General features: G+C 67.0%; 10 protein-coding genes. 3 read left to right on the top strand and 7 right to left on the bottom strand.

Translation table 11 applies throughout. The features are described 5' to 3' along the window. Positions 1 to 133: 133 nt before the first annotated feature. The 6 genes from AUL34_RS20615 to AUL34_RS20640 all read right to left on the bottom strand — a co-directional run bounded on the left by AUL34_RS20615 (position 134) and on the right by AUL34_RS20640 (position 9,019). Positions 134 to 1,339, bottom strand: a complete 1,206-nt coding sequence (locus tag AUL34_RS20615) for a polysaccharide biosynthesis/export family protein (protein WP_244492664.1) — start codon at positions 1,337 to 1,339, stop codon at positions 134 to 136. Between the two features lie 211 nt (positions 1,340 to 1,550). After that, complete coding sequence (locus tag AUL34_RS20620) at positions 1,551 to 2,861, bottom strand: HlyD family type I secretion periplasmic adaptor subunit (protein ID WP_061938286.1); 1,311 nt, start codon at positions 2,859 to 2,861, stop codon at positions 1,551 to 1,553. Continuing rightward, positions 2,858 to 4,612: a type I secretion system permease/ATPase gene (locus AUL34_RS20625; RefSeq protein WP_061938290.1), complete on the bottom strand. Its 1,755-nt coding sequence runs from the start codon at positions 4,610 to 4,612 to the stop codon at positions 2,858 to 2,860. Before AUL34_RS20625 ends, AUL34_RS20620 begins: the two co-directional genes overlap by 4 nt. 170 nt (positions 4,613 to 4,782) lie before the next feature. Next, positions 4,783 to 5,535, bottom strand: a complete 753-nt coding sequence (locus tag AUL34_RS20630) for a hypothetical protein (protein WP_156421041.1) — start codon at positions 5,533 to 5,535, stop codon at positions 4,783 to 4,785. Positions 5,536 to 5,561: 26 nt separating this feature from the next. Further along, the gene (locus AUL34_RS20635; RefSeq protein WP_244492665.1) at positions 5,562 to 7,838 is read right to left on the bottom strand and encodes a polysaccharide biosynthesis tyrosine autokinase; all 2,277 of its coding nucleotides are present in this window, start codon (positions 7,836 to 7,838) and stop codon (positions 5,562 to 5,564) included. A gap of 302 nt (positions 7,839 to 8,140) precedes the next feature. Then, positions 8,141 to 9,019: a hypothetical protein gene (locus tag AUL34_RS20640; RefSeq protein WP_156421042.1), complete on the bottom strand. Its 879-nt coding sequence runs from the start codon at positions 9,017 to 9,019 to the stop codon at positions 8,141 to 8,143. A gap of 357 nt (positions 9,020 to 9,376) precedes the next feature. On the opposite strand from AUL34_RS20640, the gene AUL34_RS20645 reads away from it, so the two are divergent. Both AUL34_RS20645 and AUL34_RS20650 read left to right on the top strand, forming a co-directional pair. Beyond that, positions 9,377 to 10,921, top strand: a complete 1,545-nt coding sequence (locus AUL34_RS20645; RefSeq protein ID WP_061938300.1) for an O-antigen ligase — start codon at positions 9,377 to 9,379, stop codon at positions 10,919 to 10,921. Between the two features lie 192 nt (positions 10,922 to 11,113). Next, entirely contained in the window at positions 11,114 to 12,289 is a 1,176-nt protein-coding gene (locus AUL34_RS20650) for a glycosyltransferase family 4 protein (protein WP_082653551.1), read from the top strand. 100 nt (positions 12,290 to 12,389) lie between these two features. Here AUL34_RS20650 and AUL34_RS20655 read toward each other — a convergent pair whose 3' ends face one another. Beyond that, positions 12,390 to 12,845, bottom strand: coding sequence for a DapH/DapD/GlmU-related protein (locus tag AUL34_RS20655; protein ID WP_061938302.1), 456 nt, complete (start codon positions 12,843 to 12,845; stop codon positions 12,390 to 12,392). 459 nt (positions 12,846 to 13,304) lie between these two features. On the opposite strand from AUL34_RS20655, the gene AUL34_RS20660 reads away from it, so the two are divergent. Next, complete coding sequence (locus AUL34_RS20660; protein WP_061938305.1) at positions 13,305 to 16,640, top strand: Ig-like domain-containing protein; 3,336 nt, start codon at positions 13,305 to 13,307, stop codon at positions 16,638 to 16,640. The last annotated feature ends 20 nt before the right edge of the window (positions 16,641 to 16,660 follow it).

The raw sequence follows: 16,660 nt of genomic DNA on the forward strand, positions 1-16,660 counted from the left end.
TCGCTCCCTCGCACGGATCTGCGAGCAGCGGCTTCGGTGGTTGGAATGGCGCACGCAGCCCGAGACGTGGTACCGGCGCGCCAGCCCTTGCGACCCGCCATAGGGTCGCAAGGATCGGGGCGGCGCCGAAGGATCAGCGCCGGATGAGGCGCGTCGACGTCCGGACGGACGCGGCATCCACCAGCGGGCCGCTGACGCCGCTCGTCGCCGCGTTCACGACGTCGAGGAACTTCACCACCTCCACCGAGTCCGAATTGGACACGTAGATGATGTCCTTGTCCTTCATCGGGAACCGCTGCGCCAGGAAGAGCGTCGACGGATCGCGCAGGTTTGCGCGGAAGATGACCGGGAAGGTCATGCCCGTCTTGCCTGCGACGGGGAAGCCCATGCGCGTCAGCGTTTCGGCGTCCACCATGCGGTAGAGGAAGACCTGGCCCGGATCGGCACGCGAATCGAGGAGGCCGCCGGCCTTGCCGACGCCTTCCGCCCAACTGAGGTTGGCGTCCTCGAAATCGATCGAGCCGTTGAGGCCCGAGGCGCCGAACGCCAGGTACGTCCGCCGCTCGCGGTTCACGTAGATGGTGTCGTTGGGGTAGACGAAGATGTTGTCCTGCGGGCTCGAGACCAGCTGGTTGAACGGCACGGTCGCGGAGGTGCCGCCACGCTGCAGGGTGACGCTGGTTTCCTCGGCGGGGGCACTGATGCCGCCTGCCCGCGAGATGACGTCGAGCACGCGCTCCCCGGCTTCGCTGAGGCTGACCCGCGCGGCGGCGTTCACGTCGCCGAGCACCGAGACCTGGCTGGACCGCTTCTCGATCAGGTTGATGATCGCCTGCGGCTCGATGGCCCGGTTGGAGAGGCGGTTCTCGATCTCCGCCTGGACCTGGCCCGGGGTGCGGCCGGTCACGGTCAGGGTGCCCGCGTAGGGGACCGAGATGCGGCCGGTCGTGTCGATGGTCTGCGGCGGCAGCGTGATGAAGTTGCCGGGGCGGCTGCCGGCCTCGGCCGGAATGAACAGACCGCCAGCCGAAGATTCGAACAGCGTGATCTGGATCGTGTCGCCGTTGCCGAGCGGCAGTTCGGGTGCGCCGCGGCGACTGGGGCCGAAGCCCGAGGCGAGACCCTGAGTCTGCATCGGAAAATAGCCCAGAACCGTCTCGGTGAGGTCCACCAGAACGTAGTCGGTGAGCGGTTTCTTCTTGTCCGCGGCGAAATAGATCGTCGCTTCGTCGCGGATTCGCTGATCGTCCGGCCCGGAACGGGGCAGGGTCGTGCAACCGGCGGAGGTGAAGGCCCCAAGGAGGCCCAAGGTTAGACCGATCGTCTTGGATCTATACAAATCGATACACCTATCCGACGGACGCAAAGACTCGGCCGCGAACCATAAGCCGACGTGGTAAAACGTCATATACAGGTAAGAGATTAAATTTCACGGAAATTGTCAGGGGTTGCATTTACGCGACACCATTTTCGCCGCGCCGCAGCATAGCATTCGGTGCCGGGCCCCGTCGGAGACCGGCCGAACGGCCGGTTCCGTCGCGATTGCCGGCTCAGCGCTCACGAAAGGCGCGCGAGACCTGATCCGACAGCGGCTGCACCAGGTAGGACAGGGCCGTGCGCTCCCCCGTCTGCACGAACGCTTCCACCGGCATGCCGGGTACGGGTCGCAGCCCCTCGAGCCGCGCCATCTCCTCGCTCGTCACGTCGATCCGCGCGGAATAGTAGGGAACGCCGGTTCGCTTGTCCTCGGACACGTCCGCCGCGACGCGGGTGACGGTTCCGTCGACCTCGGGCGTCGTGCGCTGGTTGATGCCGGAGAACCGCAGCTTCGCCGTCTGGCCGACATGCACGTCGTTGATGTCCTTGGGCAGGACCTTGATCTCGACGCTGAGCTTTTCCTCGAGCGGGACGATGTCCATGATCGTCTCGCCCGCCCGGATGACGCCGCCCACCGTATGGACGGCCAGCTTGTGGACGACGCCCGCCTGGGGGGCGCGGATCTCGATGCGGCGAAGCTCGTCCTCCGCCGCGGTCTTGCGCTCGACGAGTTCCGCGATCTGGGTGCGCGCTTCCTGGATTTCGCGCGAGGCCGCCTCGCGCGCGTCGTGATCCACCTGCGTGATCTGCAGCTTGGCGGCGGCGATCTTTCCGCGCGCCTCGGCGATCGTGGTGGTCAGCTGACCGCGCTCGCCGAGCGTCTCGGCCCGCTCGCGCTTGAGGGTGATCGCCCGCGTGGCGGTGACGAGCTTCTTCTGGACGAGCGAGACGACGTTGCCGAGCTCCTCGTCGATCAGCCCGAGCTGATCGTCCCGGGCCGCGACCTGGTCGGTAAGACCGGCGATCGTGCCTTCCAGCTCGTCGATCCGGCCCCGGAGCTGCGTTTGTTGGCCCTCGCGAGCGGCCCGGCGCAGTTCGAACATGGTCTGTTCGCCGGACAGGGCCTCCTGGACGTCGGGCAGGTCCGCTCGGCCGGCGAGTTCGCTGGGCATCGCGATGGTCGGCCGGGACGCCTGCTCGGCCTCGGCGCGGGCCTTGCGGGCGAGCGCCTCGTCGAGGCGCTTGACGACGATCTGAAGCGTCGTGCGCGCCTGTGTGGCGTCGAGGCGCACGAGGAGCTGGCCGGCCTCGACCTGGTCTCCCTCGCGCACCGCAAGCGTCTCGATGATGCCGCCGAGCGGATGCTGCGCCTGCTTGATGGCAGTATCCACGACAAGCGTGCCGTGAGCGATCACCGCTCCCGCCAGCGAGACGTTCGCGGCCCAGCCGCCCACGACACCGCCAAGAAGTGCCACGAGCGCGATGCCGACGGTCAGGTGGCGCCGTATGGAGCGCCGGGTGGTTTGCGTGAGAAGCGTGCTCATGCGGACTCCGCCTGCGGGATCTGCTGCTGCGGGGAGGGGCGGTCGGCCGCGACGGCCGGCGCCGCGGGTACCGGCGACAGGATGCGTCCGAGGACGTCGTCCTTGTCGCCGAAGGCCTGAACGCGGCCGTTGGCCATCATCATGACGAGGTTCATGGCAACGAGGGCGCTCGGCCTGTGGGCCACCACGATGACGATGCCGCCGCGCAGCCGGACGCCGGCCAGGGCGTTGGTGAGGGCGGCCTCGCCATCGGCGTCAAGGTTCGAGTTCGGCTCGTCGAGAACCACGAGGAAGGGCTTGCGGAAGAGCGCCCGGGCCAGACCGATCCGCTGGCGCTGGCCGACGGAAAGACCGAGGCCGTTCTCGCCCGTCGTGGTCTCGTAGCCGTCAGGAAGGCGCACGATCATCTCGTGGACGCCCGCCGCGGTGGCGGCCTCGATGATCTCCTCGGGCGTCGCGCTGGCGTCGAAGCGGGCGATGTTCTGCGCCACCGTTCCGGGGAAGAGCTGGAGCTCCTGCGGAAGGTATCCGACGTGGACCCCGAGCCGGTCCGGCGACCACTGGTCGATCGCCGCCCCGTCCAGTCTGATCGAGCCGTGCAGCGGAGCCCAGGCGCCGACGATCGCGCGCACGAGGCTCGACTTGCCCGAGGCGCTCTGCCCGATGATGCCGATCCCGTCGCCGGCCTTGGCGCGGAAGGTGGCGTCGCGCACGATCGGCACGCGGCTGGCCGGAGGCGCGACGCTGAGGTTCTCCACGGATAGATGACGGCACGGGCGGGGAAGATCGAGCGGTTCGGACTGCTCGGGGAGATGCTGGAGCACGTTGGACAGGCGGTTCCAGCTCGTGCGGGCCGAGATGAAGGACTTCCAGTTGCCGATCGCCAGCTCCACCGGCGCCAGAGCGCGGGAGCTGAGGATGGAACTGGCGATGATGATGCCGCCGGTGGCCAGGCCATCGATCACGAGATAGGCACCGACGGTCAGGACCGCCGACTGCAGCATCATGCGCGTGACCTTCGAGATCGCGCCCAGCCCCGAGTTCAGGTCGGCGTTGCGCTGCTGCGCCGTTGCGAGTTGGTCGTTGACGCTGGTCCAGGTCTGGCCGAGACGCCCCTCCATGCCCATGGCGCGCAGGACCTCCGCATTGCGGCGGAACGTCTCGGACAATGTGGTGCGCTGGCGTCCGAGAACGTAGGCGGCCTCGACCGGCTTGCGCGACAGGATCTCGGTGAAAAGGGCGATGACCACGAGGACGAGGCCGCCGATCGTCGCGGCCCAGCCGATCGCCGGATGGAAGGCGAAACAGATGACGAGGTAGAAGGGGATCCAGGGAATGTCGAACACGGCCGTTGGGCCGGGGCTCGCCAGGAAGCTGCGGATCGTGTCGAGGTCGCGCGCCGGCTGCGTGCTGTCGATGTTCGTGGTGATCAGCGGCAGGTGCGTCAGCGCCTGAAGGGTCCGGCCGTTGATCTGTGCGTCCACCGCCGTGCCGACGCGCGCCAGGAGGCGACCGCGGATCGCGTCGACGATGCCCTGGAACACGTAGAGGACGGCCACGATGATCGCGAGACCGACCAGCGTCGGGACGCTGCCGCTCGGCAGGACGCGGTCGTAGACTTCGAGCATGTAGAAGGAGCCGGTCAGGAACAGGACGTTCAGGACGCAGCTCAGAAGGGCGATGCCGAGGAAGGCCCAGCGGCAGGTGCCGATCGCCTTCACCAACTCTCTGTTTCGGCCAGGGTGCCTCATGCTCCGTCAGACTCCGTCATGCGTGTTACCCCGTCCGAATTGCCCTGATCCATCTCTTGGAGCGGAGCGAGCGACATGATCCTATGCCGTCCACGCTTTCGATTTCACGAATGGCCCTTCACCCGGATAATCGGTCCATCGCGGGCGACAGTGCCCGAGGCGGGAGAGGATCATCGGGCCGGTTCGCCAAAGGGTCGGTACTCGTAGGTGCGGTAGCGTTCCGGACGCCCGAAGGTCGAGCGCCGCCAACTCGTGCCGGTCTCCAGCGCTCGCAGGCGCTCGTCGGAGAGGCCAGCAACGAGATCGTCCGCCAGTGCCTGCCGGCCTCCCTTGCGCAGGCTGGCCAGGATCGCGGCCGCATCTTCGATCCGTGCGCTCGCGATCGCCCGGCGCAGGTCCGCCTCGAGGTCCAGGGGCAGCGCGACGCTCCCGCGCCCCAACTGCCAGGAAACCAGCCGCGCTCGTTTCGTCAGAAGGTCCGTTTCATGCGGTGCCAAGGCCGCGGAGAGAAGAAGCAACTCCTGGACGCGTCCCCAGTCCGTCCCGGATCGCTGTTCCAGGAGAGCCAGGAGGTACCAGAGGTTGGCATCGGCCGCGTTGCAACTGATGGCTTCGTGCACGGCCTTGCCGGCCGCGCCCTCCGCATCGGACCGGTTGGGCGAATCCGGTGCGTCCTCCCGGCTGCGTCGCAGAAGCTCCATGGCAACCGTGACACGGCTTTCCGGCAGATCCCAGTCGCAGGATGTCACGTCCTGCTCGGCCAGTCGCGCACTCAGGCGGTTGCGGACCCCACTCGGCAAATTCAAAGGAGCGGCGGCCGTTTCGATGCGCAGCGCGTAGCGGAGCCAGGGCTCCGCCCGGAGCGCGCCGACCAGCGCGACGCCGCTCGCCATCAGGAGGGCCAGCGCCGCAAGGCATGCCACACGGTCCGCCCCGCGCCCCGGCATCGTCAGTCGCGATAGTAGGATTCGTAGCGGGACGCGTAGTATTCCGGAGACCCGTAGGACCGGTAGAGCCGCATCTTCTTGCTATCGGCCTTGTTGAGGATCACGCCAAGCGACTTGCTGTGGAAGATGGGATTGCTGGCGATGGCGCTTCGCACGAGCTGGCGCGACGTCTTGCCCCACTCCACCACGAAGACGAAGGCATCCACCCTTTGTGCGAAGGCCTTCGCGTCAACCACGGGGCCGACCGGCGGGAGATCGACCACGATGTAGTCGTACTGGCCGCGGAAGCGGGCGAGGAGGCGGCTCATGCTGGCCGAGGCCAGAAGATCGCTGGTGTTGGTGATGCGGCTGCGCATGACCGTCGGCACGAGGGCGAGCGGCATCGGATCGTCCCGAAGCGTCACGTCCTCGACGTCGGCCTGTTCGAGCACGGCCTGGACGAGGCCCTGCTCGGGCTTGGTTTCGAGACCGCGCGTCAGGCCGGGATTGCGGATGTCTCCGTCGATCAGCAGGGTTCGCATGCCCTGAAGTGCCAGGAGATTGCCGAAGCTGGCCGCCACGGACGACTTGCCCTCGCCGGGAACGCAGGACACCACGCCGATCACCTTGCAGGGGATGTCGGGCATGCTGAGGTCCGCCGCCACCTTGATGTTGCGCAGCGTCTCGGCGAAGGATGACATCGGATGCCGCCGGACGTAGGTCGCCAGGGCACCCGGGCGCCACAGCTTGGACGGAGCCGCCTTCTGCTCGTCGGACTTGGCCTCCTCGGGGGTGAGGATGGGCATGAAGCCGAGGAACTCCATGTCGAGTTCGCTGCGGACCTGGCTGCCGACCCGGAAGAACCGCTCGCGGTACTCGCGGAACCCGGCGATGCCCGCGCCGGCCGCAGCGCCCATGAACGCGAACAGCGCGAGGATCAGCGGCTTCTTCGGCGCGCTCGGCTTGTCGGGGGCCTGGGGTTCGGTGATGACGCGCGCATCGGTGATCGGGAAGGACTGCTGCTGCACCGTCTGCTGATAGCGCTGCAGGAAGTCGTCGTAGAGCGCGCGGTAGGCCTCGGACTCGCGCTCGAGTTCGCGTAGGCGGACCTGCAGCGTGTTGTTGCCGGCGTTGACCGCCGTGACGTCGGTGAGGCTCGTCTCGAGCGAGCGCTCCCGCTCCAGCGACACCTCGTAGGTGCTGCGATAGCTTTCGGCGATGCGGCGCAGCTCGCCGAAGATCAGGCGTTCGTATTCCGCCATCTCGGTCTTCAGCCGGATCGCCTGGATATGGTCGGGGCCGAGCTTGCCCGCGATCTCGCTCTCGCGCCGGGCGGCGTCGAGATACTTGCCGCGAAGGGTGTTGATCGTGCTGCTGAGGAGGGCGTCGTTCACCAGGGCGTCCGTGCGCCCGTCCTGGATGATCTTCTCGATCTGGTCGAGCTGGGCCTTGGACTGTGCCGTCTGGGCGCGGGCGGCCGTGAGCTGGGTGTTGATCTCGCTCAACTGCTGCTGCGATACGAGACCGGTGCCGGTGAGGAGCAGCCCGTTGTCGTTGCGGAAATTCTGGACCGCGAGATCGGCATCGTAGGACTGCTGGCGCAACTCTGCGATGCGGTCCTGCAGCCAGCTGCTGGCGCGGCGGGTGGCCGCGTACTTGGCCTGCAGCTGGTCGTCGAGATAGGCGCTGCCGAAGCCGCGCGCGATGCTGCTGGCCAGGACCGGATCCGGAGAATCGTAGCTGAGGCGCAGGACATAGGTCCGCCCGACGCGCTGCACGTCGAGATTGTTCTGCAGGATGTTGATCGCCGTCTCGCGGCGCTGCGCCGACGCGTCGGCCTGCTCGACCGGAAGCTCGGAGCGAACCGCGGCGATGAGCCCGCCGACGGCCACGCGCACGGATCTGAGGATGGACGGGGTTCCGGCGAGGAACGCATCGTTCTCGTCGAGCTTGAGCTCGTCCACCACGTTGCCGGCGATCTGACGGGACTTCAGGAGCTCGACCTGGCTCAGCATCTCCGCCTCGTCCTGGAACACGCCGCTGGCGCTGGCCAGTTCGTCGACGAGCTTCGACTGACCCTTGTCGATCAGGATGTCGGTGGAGGACGTGTAGATCGGAACCGCCGTCAGGAGATACAGGATGCCGAGGACGATGCCGACCGCGACGGCCGCGATCACCACCCACATCTGGCGCCGCACCATCGCCAGGATGCGCTCGACGTTCAGGAACTCGCTCGCGCCGCCCTTGGCAGCCTTGGAGGCGGCGGTGTCGTGTGCGGTCATCTCGGTATAGTGCAGCATGACGCCTCAAGAATGGCTTCTGGACGGGCGCGAGGACCTCGAGGGCCATCGCACCTTCAGAAAATGACCGGACACCGTCGGGCCGGAGCATCGCGGCATCGGACCGGCGACGACGATCGGACGACCTTCGAAGCGCGACGAAGGGAGTGCGAAACGCAGAAAGGCCCGGCTTGTCCGGCGCCCCGTTCGCGTCCCGCATCGTCCGACCGGAGCGCGAACCGCCCCTTCCTGATGTCGTGCTCCCGAATTCCGCCAATCCGGGACCAAATTAAGGCGCCAGGGCACCGCAGGGTCGATCTATCTCAGAAAACGACCTGGCATCCGGTCGTGCTGGCATCCAGGGTGCAGACCACGAGGCGACCGGACGCGCCGTCCAGCAGGCTGTCGCCCTCGCTGAAGGCGACGCTGCCGTTGCCGCCGCGCGAACCCGATCCGCCGCCCGTCTGGGCGACAGTGGAGTCCACGCCGACCGGACCGGACGTGCCGGGGGTGCCGGTACCCGACAGCGAGCCGCTGCCGGGCGATCCGCCCGCCGCGCCGCCGCCCGCGGCGCCTGCGGCACCGATCGACGCCGTCTGGTCTTCTTCGGCGCCCGAGGCGCGTTCGAACGCCGCGATCAGTTCGCGCGAACCGGACTGGGCAACCGCCCACTGGATGTAGGCCGCATATTCCGGCGAGCCGTTCTCCGCGTCGCGCATGCCACTCGCCAGGCCTTCGGCGGTGGCACCGATCTGGGCGTCGCGCACGTCGGCTTGCTTGGCGAGGCCGACCAGCATCGCGACCGTGCGATTGTCCGTCCCCACCAGGGAGCGCACGAACTGGGACATGGCGCGACCGCCTGCCGGATTGTTGTCGAGAAGGACGCGCGGCTGCGCCATCCAGGCTTCCAGGGCATTGGCGGTCAGGCGGTTGCGGAAGGCGGGCGGAGCCTCGGGAATGGGGCCTTCCCAACCCGCCACGGTCTCGTCGATCGCGGCCGGCTGGGGCTCGCCCGGAATGGTTTCGGCCTGAACCGTCTGACCCGGAGCGGCGGCGTCCGGCGGCGTCGAAGCGTCGGGAACCTCGCCGGCTTGCGTGGCTGCCGGCGTCTGGGTCGGCGACGCCGCGCCGTCCTGCGCGAAGGCGCCGCTTGCTGGCGCGATCAGCGCCAGACCCATCACTCCAGCCCAGAACGTTTTCATAACCAACCTCGACGTCGACGCGGGACAAGTCATCTCATACTCATTTACTGACTAGCACAGGATAATGAATATAAGAAAGCGCGGATGACGCTCCGCAGGAAGCGAGTTCATTAACGTTGACGGCAGCTTGCGGATGCCGTTTTGCCCGCCGCCTCTCGACTCGCCCCGTGGTCGCTCTAGTCCGGCCGTTGGTGGAACGCGGCGAGCCTGTTGTTGAAGCGCGGCACCTTACGCTAAGGAGCGTTCGGTCGATGGTTCACGCCGACCGCCTGATACGGACCTGAAGCAGCGCGGGAACGCGGGAAAGGATGAGCGTCTCGGTCGGCTCGGGCCAGGAAGCGACGCCTCGAACCAGCCATGACCGGAACACAGACCTCCCGCGCGCCGCTTGATGCCGTGGCGCCCCGCGTCTCCGACAGCACGATGCGTCGTGGCGCCGACGCCGAGACCTGGCCGGAACGCAGGACGCCCATCCGGGTGCTGGTAGGGCGCGCGTTCCTGCTGGCCGCGCTCGTGGCGATCGTCTCGACGCGCGGGGCGGTGTCCTATGTCGCCCTCAGCGGAACGCTTCTCCTGGCCGGCTCGGCGCTCTTTCTCGGCGCTCTCTCCCCTCCGAGCGAGACGAGGGCGCTTCGCTCCTTCCGCTTCGCACTCCTGTTGGCCGGAGGGCTTGTCGCCTACGTCCTTCTTCAGTCCTGGAGCGCTCCGGGCAATCCGGTCGCCAATCCCCTGTGGAGCACCGTTGCCAGACTGGTCTCGCCGGCCGGCGGCGCGATTTCCGTCGACCCGGCCGCAACGCGCGACGCGGCCCTTCTCCTCGTCTCGCCGTTCGTGTTCTACGCCGCGGCGCTCGCCCTGTTTCCACGCGACCAGGGGGCCTTGCGCCTTCTGTCCTGGCTGGCGGCGTTCGGTGTCCTGTTCGCCCTCTTCGGCATCGCGCAGATCGCCTTCTTTCCCCGCAGACTGCTTCTGACGGACAAGACCGCCTATCTCGACAGCCTCACGGGCGTCTTCGTCAACAGAAACACGGCCGGCACGTTCCTCGGTATCGCGAGCCTGATCCTGATCACCCTGGCGGTCACGATGCTTCCCCGGCACAGGGGCGGTGGACGTCATGCCGGATCGGTGCCGACCGGTCCGCTTGGGCCTTGGCAGGGCTCCCGGCGGCTCCCGGTCCTGGTTCTCTCCGTCGTTCTCGTCTTTGCGGCGCTTTTCCTGACGCGGTCGCGCGGCGCGGTCCTGTCCACCGCGGTCGCCTTCGTCGCGGTCCTGCCGTTCCTGATCCTGAGCGGGAGGCGGTTTTCCGCCCGCTCCGAGGCGGCGTCCGGCTCGAGATCGGGTTTTCCCTGGCGCGCCGTTATCGCCTTCGGTGCGGTGGCGCTGGCCGTCCTCGCGGTCGCCGGTCTCTTCGGTGGCTTGACCCTTCAGCGGATGGACGCGCGCGGCTTCGACGAGGCGCGGCTGTGCCTCTATTGGTCGGCGCTCGACGCGTTCGGGCAGAATTGGCGGTTCGGCACGGGGTTCGGAACCTTCGCCTCCGTGTTTCCCATCTATCGACTTCCGGGGTGCGGGGCGCCGATGGACGTCATCCTGCGCGCCCACAACTTCTATCTCGAAGGGCTCGTCGGGCTGGGGATCGGCTTCGTTCCCGTGCTTTTCCTCGGCTACGCCCATGTCCTCGCCAATCTCGGGCGAGGCCTGCGCCATCGCCGGCGCCTGCGCGGCGTCCCGCTTCTGGCGCTCGGCGCCGTGCTCCTCGTGACCCTGCACGGCCTCGTCGACTTCTCGCTCCAGATTCCGGGCATGGCGGCCTACTTCGCCACATACCTGGCGGCCGCGACGACGATCAGCCTTGGCCGGGGCGGAAACGGGCGCCGGCGGACGTCGGTCGCAGGACGCTGATCGGTCGTGACGCCTGAACTGCCTCGACAGGGCGGCGATCTTCACCATAGCGCCGGTCGTCCTTGGGGCCGGCGGGGGAAACCTTGATTGGTGCGCTGCAGCAAGCTAAAGCTGCGTCCTCTATACGTTGGAAGCTGATGCCGGGACCTGATCCGCGCAGCCGATCATCCCCGAAGAGTTTGAGGGCCTGCGATGCCGTCCTGCGTGATCATCGTCGAGAATCTTCCCGTGCCGCTCGACCGGCGCGTGTGGCAGGAGGCCTGCGCCCTTCGTGACGCCGGCTGGACGGTCTCGGTGATCTGCCCGAAGAGCAAGCAGTTCTCGGCCGCCTTCGAGACGATCGACGACATCGAGATCTTCCGGCACGACCTGCCGCTGGAGGCCTCGGGCAAGGCCGCTTTCCTTTATGAATACGCGGCGGCGCTCTTCCACGAGATGCGCCTCCTCTTCAAGGTCAGCCGGCGCCGCGGCTTCGACGTGATCCAGGCCTGCAATCCGCCGGACCTGATCTTCCTGGTCGCCGCACCCTTCAAGCTTCTCGGCAAGCGCTTCGTCTTCGACCATCACGACGTCTGCCCTGAACTCTTCGTCGCCAAGTTCGAGCGCAAGGGCTTCTTCCACTCGCTGCTCCTGCTTGCGGAGAAGATGACGTTCCGCACGGCCGACCTCGTGATCTCGGCGAACGAGACCTATCGCAGCCTCGCCATCTCGCGCGGCGGCAAGAAGCCCGAGGACGTGGTGACGGTCTACAGCGTGCCGGACAAGGCCCGCATCCGCCGCGTCGCCCCGAACGAGGCGCTGCGCGCGGGCGCCGCGACGGTGCTCGGCTATGTCGGCATCATCGCCGATCAGGACGGCGTCGATCACCTCGTGCGCTGCGTGCACCATCTGGTGTCGGACCACGGTCTCCGGTCCATCCGCGCGGTCGTCGTCGGCGACGGTCCGGCGCTCGAATCGGTCAAGCGGCTGGCCGTCGAACTCGGCGTCTCCGACCAGATCACCTTCACCGGCTACCTGCGCGGCGAGGAGCTCCTCTCCGCCCTGTCGACGTTCGACATCGGCATCATTCCGGACCCGGTGAACGAGTACAACGACAAGATCAGCATGAACAAGGTGTTCGAGTATTCGGCGCTCGGCATCCCGTCCGTTTCCTACGACCTGACCGAGACGCGTCGCCTGCTCGGCGATGCGGGACGCTACGCCGGGGATGCGACGCCCGCGGGCCTTGCCACCGCCGCCCGTCCCCTGGTCGAGGATCTCGAGCTGCGCCATGCCGCCGGCATGCGCGCCAAGGCCCTGGCCGACGCCCAGTTCGACTGGGACCGCGAGGCCGAGCGCTACGTCTCGGCGTTCAGCCGTTTCATCTGAGAAGACGGTGCCCGCGGGCAGCCCGCGGCATCCCCTTCCAACGAAGACTCATGCCGAGGAAACGGCCGCGCAGTCCGGCGGCCGTTTCTCCGATCGCGCTTCAGGCCGTTGCCGCCTTCTTCCGATCGAGGGCGGACCGTAGGCGGCCGTAAGGGCCGACCTCGATCTCCGAACGGATGATCCTCGCCGGATTGCCGGCCACCATGCTGCGTGCCGGCACGTCCTTGGTGACCACGCTGCCGGCTCCGACGATGCATTCGTCGCCCACCGTGATGCCGGGCATGATGATGCTCTTCGCGCCGATGAAGCATCGGCGGCCAATGTACGTGTCGACCCATATCAGTCGCGTCGTGTCGTGGCACAGGATGGTCGCGTCGAAGGCAATATAGGTTTCGGCTCCGACATGAACTCCTCGCGGAAATGTCTTGTCGAAGCGCGTGCTCAGCGAGAATTCCACGGTCGGGTGGATGTCCATTCCCCAGACGCGGTTGAACCAGAACCTTTTGGCATCGACGAGCCGACGACGAAGTCCCAGAAATTTGTTCAACGATGCCATCGCAACGGGACCTTTCAGAAGCGCCGGGATGCCGTTCGGTAGGCGATTTCTCTGCATGCTGCAATGCATATAGGCGCGGCGGCACCGCTCCCGGCCCGGGTTTCGCAGGATGCGGCCGTGTGGCGAGATCGCTCGACGCCTCGTGGTGAGGCTGCAATCTAGAGCGTGGGGATTGAGGGATGCCCACGGATGGAGTTGGTGCGCGCCCCAGGGGCGCCCGCTGCGAGGCGCGGCGTGGATACGCGCAATCTGCCAAAAATTCTAAATAAATATACTTCAAAATAGAATGCAAATTTGCTTGAGACGCCTAACTATTTGCGAGGCGTCGACTTTTTGTCAGTATAAATCGAATAAAAAGCCGCCTTGCAACACAACAGTGGTTCAAGCCGTCGCTGTTACCGTCCTCCCATACGCCGCGATGACCCATGATCAAGGGCGGCACCGGGAACGGAAGCGACCATGACCCAGACCATCCAGCTGGCAGCCGGCGCCACGCAAGCCGACATCCAGTCCGCCCTGAACGCGCTCAAGCTCTCGGGCGGCACGCTCGTCCTGCCCAAGGACGCCACGATCCAGGTCGGCAAGGCGTTCACCCTGACGCTGACCGACAAGAACGTGGCGATCGACCTCAACGGAGCGACGCTCAAGGGCACGCCGGGCAACACCATCTTCTATGTCGACGGCAAGGAAGGCGGACTGACAGCCACCAGTTCCCTGGGCGTCGATGCCGGCGGCAATGCCACGATCACCTATTCCAAGATCCCGAGCGACATCAAGATCGGGAGCTGGATCAAGGTCGTGTCCGACGACGCGCTGCCCGGCGACCATATCGACGCGGCCGACAAGGGCATGCCGACGCGTCTCGGCCAGGCCATGCAGGTCGTCTCCATCGATGGCGACAAGGTCACGCTCGCCGGTTCGATGCTCGAACAGGATCTCTACAAGACCAACGTGCGCACGATGACCTTCTCGGAAGGGGAGTTCTCGCTGAAGAATGGAACGCTGAAGGGCGGTCAGGGGGACTTCACGACCGCCACGAGCTCGGCCGATCTCATTCAGCTGCGCAGCCTCGTGAACGCCAAGGTCAGCGACATCATCGCGCAGGACGGCGGAACGGCGGTGAAGACCGTCAACAACGTCAATGCGGAGATCACCAACGTCAACGCCAAGAACGTCTATGCCGGTCTCTACTCCGGCATGTCCTACAACACCCAGGCCAACGGCCTGTTCGTCGAGCATGCCGACCACGGCGTGATGGTGCACGGGATCGGAACGGCCGCCAACGACACGAGCGCGTCGCGCTACGGCGCCAATATCGGCCTCCAGGTCGTCAACGCGGTCGTCTACGACGCCGCGCGATCGGCCTACGACACCCATTCGGAATCCCGCTCGACCCTCTACGAGGACGTGCTGGCCTTCGATTCCCGCATGCTCGCCAGCGTGCGCGGCATCGGCAACACGGTGAAGGACAGTGCCGGTGCCGGCACCCAGTACGGTTTGCAGATCTTCGAATACGGCGTCGGCGATGGCCGCAACACGCTGATCGAGAACGTCACGCTGCGCGAGATCAAGAACTACGGCGTCATGATCTCCGGCAAGATCCAGGACAACAGGATCGTCGACAGCACCTTCGAGAGCCTCGGCAAGGGCTACAAGATCGCGCCGACCGCGATCTCGATGGCGACCACGAAGATCGTCGAAAGCATTCTGGGTGTCGACGACATCCTCATCGGCACGGTCCGGGACGACAAGCTGCTCGGCGGTCTCGGCAAGGACGTGATCGATGGCGGTGACGGGAACGACTACATCTGGGGCGGGGCCGGCGCCGACATCCTGACGGGCGGAGCCGGGCGCGACCGCTTCGCCTACAACGCCCTCTCGGAAGGGGGCGACCACATCACGGACTTCCAGGCCGGCGCGAACGGCGACCTGATCGACGTCTCGGCGCTCGGTGCCCGGCTCGGCTGGGGCTTTGCCAACCCGATCGCGGCGGGCCATCTGCGCGCGGTCGCCTCGGGGAGCGATACGCGGGTCGAGGCCAAGGGTGCGGACGGCTCCTGGACCCTGCTTGCGACGCTCGACAAGGTGAAGGCGACGCAGTTCACGGCCGCCAACGTCCAGTGGCTTCTGTCGGACGTTGACGGCAAGGCGGGCGCGGCCTCCGCCCCCGTTCAGGTCGGCGGCCAGCCGGTGCAGACGACGCCCGACAAGCCGGCTGTGACCCAGCCGGAGCAGCCTGCGACGGTCGCGCCCGGGACGCCCTCCGCGACGCTGCCGGATAAGCCCCCGGTGATCGCGCCCGAGAAGCCGGCGGAAGCGCCGGCCCTCGTGTCCTACACGTTCGAGAAGTCCGACGGCACGGTGCGGGCCGGCGAGACGGTGACGATCGCAGTGAAGTTCAGCGAGGCGGTCCGCGTCGTCGGCGATGGGCTCGGCATCGAGCTGAACAACGGGGCGATCGCCCGCTATGCCTTCGGGAACGGACGCGACACGTTCTACTTCACCTATAAGGTCGAGGCCGGCCAGGACCATGCCGATCTCGGCGTCACCAAGCTCGTCAGCGAGGGCGTCGGCGTGCGTTCGGCGGTGACGGGCCTTGCCCTCGTCCCCGGCACCGCGCCGGCCCTGGCGAGTGACAAGCTGGTCGTCGATACGATCGCGCCGACCACGAAGAATTTCACCCTCTCCTACGACGACAACGGCGTCGTCGGCGACGGCATCACCAACGTCAGGACCGTGATGCTCTCGGGCACGGCCGATGCCGGCTCGCGCATCCAGGTTCTCGACGGCGAGCGCAGTCTGGGCTCTGTCGTGGCGGGTGCGGACGGAACCTGGACGTTCGGCGCCCGATCGCTGGCGGACGGCCGCCACGACTTCAGCGCCATCGAGACGGATGTGGCCGGCAACAAGGGCACCGTTTCGCAGACCGCATCGGTCACGATCAGCACGCAGGCTCCCACACGCCCCACGATGGACGGCGCCTTCACCAAGTCGGCGACCATGCTGAACGAGGCCTCGGTGAGCGGCAAGACCACGGCCTTCGCCAGCGTCGCGGTGCACGACAACGGCGCGGTGATCGGCACGACGCAGGCCGACGCCGACGGACACTGGAGCTACCTCGCCAAGGATCTGGCGGTGGGCAACCATCGCTTCACGGCGCAGGCCAGCGATCTCGCCGGCAACGTCAGCGGCATGTCGCAGCTGCGCGACATCGTGGTCGATCAGACCGCGCCGGACATGGTCCTGACGCGCATGGCGGTGACCGGCGGCGAGGGCGGCGTGCAGTTCCGCGGGACCGTCGGCGAAACCCCGTCGGAAGTGCTCGTCTACGACAACGGCAAGCTCGAGGCCACGCTGAACACGACCTATGCGAAATGGCTGGTGGACCTCGTTGCCGATCCCGACAAGGCCCACACCTTCACCTTCGCGGCGAAGGACCTGGCCGGCAATCTCGGGACGATGGACGGGGCGGCGCTCCTCGGGAGCCGGGGCAACGACGTCCTGCGCTCCACCGCCCATGACGACGTCTTCACCGGCAACGGCGGCACCGACACGTTCGTCTTCGCACCGGGGTCGGGACACGACGTCATCAACGACTTCAAGGGCGGCGCCCTGTCCAAGGGCGGCGACATCCTGCAGTTCGAGGGCGGCCTGTTCTCGAGCTTCGCCGACATGATGGCGGACGCGCGGCAGGTGGATGGAAACGTGGTGATCACCCTTGGCGATCACGCCGACCTGACGCTCAACCGCATGACGCTGGCGAACCTGACGCACGAGAACGTGCTCTTCGCCTGACGAGCCGCGGCCCGTCGCCC

The sequence above is a fragment of the Aureimonas sp. AU22 genome (genome assembly GCF_001463745.1).
Taxonomy (GTDB): Bacteria; Pseudomonadota; Alphaproteobacteria; order Rhizobiales; family Rhizobiaceae; genus Aureimonas.

What these genes read in the sequence shown, in the direction of transcription:
- AUL34_RS20620 (WP_061938286.1), bottom strand. Translation starts at nt 2,861, where the DNA reads ATGAGCACGCTTCTCACGCAAACCACCCGGCGCTCCATACGGCGCCAC.
- AUL34_RS20625 (WP_061938290.1), bottom strand. Translation starts at nt 4,612, where the DNA reads ATGAGGCACCCTGGCCGAAACAGAGAGTTGGTGAAGGCGATCGGCACC.
- AUL34_RS20635 (WP_244492665.1), bottom strand. Translation starts at nt 7,838, where the DNA reads ATGCTGCACTATACCGAGATGACCGCACACGACACCGCCGCCTCCAAG.
- AUL34_RS20640 (WP_156421042.1), bottom strand. Translation starts at nt 9,019, where the DNA reads ATGAAAACGTTCTGGGCTGGAGTGATGGGTCTGGCGCTGATCGCGCCA.
- AUL34_RS20645 (WP_061938300.1), top strand. Translation starts at nt 9,377, where the DNA reads ATGACCGGAACACAGACCTCCCGCGCGCCGCTTGATGCCGTGGCGCCC.
- AUL34_RS20650 (WP_082653551.1), top strand. Translation starts at nt 11,114, where the DNA reads ATGCCGTCCTGCGTGATCATCGTCGAGAATCTTCCCGTGCCGCTCGAC.
- AUL34_RS20655 (WP_061938302.1), bottom strand. Translation starts at nt 12,845, where the DNA reads ATGGCATCGTTGAACAAATTTCTGGGACTTCGTCGTCGGCTCGTCGAT.
- AUL34_RS20660 (WP_061938305.1), top strand. Translation starts at nt 13,305, where the DNA reads ATGACCCAGACCATCCAGCTGGCAGCCGGCGCCACGCAAGCCGACATC.